The organism is Acidovorax sp. KPB24-07, assembly GCF_057543315.1.
The window spans coordinates 1-2,657 of record NZ_BAAJYS010000433.1 but is presented as its reverse complement, the minus strand read 5'-3'; the positions used below and the strand labels follow the sequence as shown (position 1 = coordinate 2,657).

Annotated in this window: 3 protein-coding genes and 1 riboswitch; of the genes, 2 read left to right on the top strand and 1 reads right to left on the bottom strand. The window is 68.9% G+C overall.

Annotated features, from left to right (window positions below; translation table 11 throughout):
* Together AC27IQ_RS22160 and AC27IQ_RS22155 are read left to right on the top strand one after the other, a co-directional pair.
* On the top strand, positions 1 to 609 hold a 609-nt coding region (locus AC27IQ_RS22160; protein WP_487090818.1), incomplete at its 5' end, for a Bug family tripartite tricarboxylate transporter substrate binding protein.
* A gap of 176 nt (positions 610 to 785) precedes the next feature.
* Positions 786 to 896, top strand: a riboswitch (glycine riboswitch).
* A 93-nt stretch (positions 897 to 989) separates the two neighbouring features.
* Complete coding sequence (locus AC27IQ_RS22155; protein ID WP_487090817.1) at positions 990 to 2,294, top strand: D-amino acid dehydrogenase; 1,305 nt, start codon at positions 990 to 992, stop codon at positions 2,292 to 2,294.
* A gap of 146 nt (positions 2,295 to 2,440) precedes the next feature.
* Here the strand turns inward: AC27IQ_RS22155 and AC27IQ_RS22150 are convergent.
* On the bottom strand, positions 2,441 to 2,657 hold a 217-nt coding region (locus tag AC27IQ_RS22150; protein WP_487090816.1), incomplete at its 5' end, for an FIST C-terminal domain-containing protein.

Here is a 2,657-nt window from a genome sequence, read left to right as displayed (position 1 = left end):
TCCCGGTGGCCGCTGATCGACGTGTCGAACGTGCTCACCATCAACCCCGACGTCATCGACGCGAAGACGCTCCAGGAGTTCGTCGCGCTGGTGAAGGCCACCCGGCCAATACAACTACGCCTCCACCGGCAACGGCGCCGGGCACGCACATGGCGTTCGCCAATTCGAATGCGCGCCTGGGGCCTGGACATGGTGCACGTGCCCTACAAGGGCGGCCCCGAAGCCATCACGTCGGTGGTGCGCGGCGAGACCTGCTGCATCATGAACCAGGTGCAGACCGTGTTGCCGCACTACAAGGCCGGCAAGGTGCGCCTGCTGGGCGTGACCACCGCCAAGCCCGTGGCCGCCGTCAAGGAGGTGCCCACCATCGCCTCCAGCGGCCTGCCGGGCACGCAGGGCTTCGACAGCTCGATCTGGTTCGGCCTCTTCGCGCCCAAGGGAACGGACGACGCCGTGGTGCAGAAACTCAACACCGCCCTGCGCCAGGTGCTGGAGCAGCCCGAGGTGCGCGAGCGCTTCGAATCGCAGGGCAACGCCGTGCGCATCGAGACGCCCGCGCAGTTCCGCCAGACCGTCCACACCGACCGCGCCAAGTGGGCCCAGTGGTGAAGGACGCCCGGATCCGCATCGACTAACCGCACGGCCCGCCCCCTTCGCCGCGCACGGGGTTTGCGCCGCGCGGCTTCGCTGCTACGATGCACCCTGCAGGAGAGCGAACGGCCCCCGGGCCGCTCCACCGAAGGCGCAAACTCCCATACACGCTCAGGTCCCGTACTGCACCACCATCAAAGCCGTCTGGAGAGCCGCCATGCATGCCATGGCGCACCGAAGGAGCAAGCCCCTCGCCGTGTTGGCGCAGGGTGAATCTCTCAGGTACCAAGGACAGGGGGAGCGGCAGCACGGCAGATCGCCGTCGGCTGCATGCTATCAATTCAATAGCACCACGCCGGCGATCTGCTTGCGCAAACCTTCCAAAAGGCTTGTGAATCATGCGCGTGATCGTTCTCGGTGCCGGCCTGCTCGGCACCACCTCCGCCTATTTCCTGCAGCAACTCGGCCACGAAGTGACCGTCATCGACCGCCAGGGCGTTCCCGGTGCGGAAACCAGCTTCGCCAACGGCGGGCAGATCTCGGTGAGCCATGCCGAGCCCTGGGCTAACCCCGCTGCGCCGTTCAAGGTGCTGAAATGGCTGGGCCGCGAAGACGCCCCCCTGCTCTTTCGCCTGCGCGCCGACATGCGCCAGTGGCTGTGGGGCCTGCAGTTCCTGCGCGAATGCACGCCGGCCCGCACGCGGCACAACATCGAGCAGATCGTGCGCCTGGGCACCTACAGCCGCGACACGCTGCAGCAGCTGCGCCGCGATACGGGCATCCAGTACGACCAGCGCACGCAGGGCATCCTGCACTTCTACACGAGCGCCCGGGAGTTCGATGCCGCGCTCGCTCCCGCCGAGCAGATGCGCGCCCTGGGCTGCGAGCGCCGCGTGGTCAGCGCCGACGAGGCCGTGCGGCTGGAGCCCGCGCTCGCCCACATCCGCCCGCAACTGGCCGGCGCCACCTACACGGCCGAGGACGAATCGGGCGACGCCAACACCTTCACGCGCGAGCTGGCCCGGCTGGCGCAGGCGGCGGGCGTGCAGTTCCGTACCGGCTGCCACATCACGGCGCTGCGCACGGCAGGCGGCGCCATCGACCATGCCGAGATCACCAACGCGGAAGGCCGCTTCGAACGCGTGCGGGGCGATGCCTACGTGCTGGCCATGGGCTCGTTCAGCCCGCTGCTGGCCGAGCCGCTGGGCATGCGCCTGCCCATCTACCCGGCCAAGGGCTATTCGGTCACGACGCCCGTGCGCGATGCCTCGGCGGCCTACGAGGTGAGCCTGACGGACGATGAATTCAAGCTCGTCTTCTCGCGCTACACCAGCGAGCGCGGCGACCGCCTGCGCATCGCCGGCACGGCAGAACTCAACGGCTACCAGCGCGACTTGAACCCCGTGCGCTGCGAAGCCATCGTGCGCCGCGTGGAAGAACTCTTTCCTGGCGCGGGCGACACGCGCCAGGCCCAGTTCTGGACCGGGCTGCGCCCCGCCACGCCCAGCAACGTGCCGCTGATCGGCAAGACGAAGATCGGCAACCTGTTCCTCAACACAGGGCACGGCACGCTGGGCTGGACGCACGCCTGCGGCTCGGGCCGCTCCATCGCCCGCATCGTGAGCGGGCTGGCGCCGGAAGTGGACTTCGCCTTCACCGGCATGCCGCGCACGGCCGCGCCCGCGCTCCTGCCGGTGACCTGAAGTCAACTGCTATTATTTTTATAGCTGTCACCGCATGATTTTCTAGGGCGTGAGGCCAAAAAGGCTCAACACCCCGTTGGGCCACCCCGGGAAGGGGCGCACGGCCTGCGGGCATGCCGGCGCGGGGCCTCCCGCGGTCGCTGGGCTCAGACCGGCGCGTGCTCGCTGGTGAACACCGTGAGCACGCCGGTGTAGCCGTACAGCCGGTGGTGGGCGATCTCGCCGCCGGCGAAGAACCCCACCAGCGGTACGTCGCCCAGCGCGTGGCGCACGATCTGCAGCTCCGCGCTCGGCCCCCCGAAATGCGGGCCGCCGCGCCCGGAGCAACTCACGTAGATCGCGCCCACGATGTGCCGCTGCACC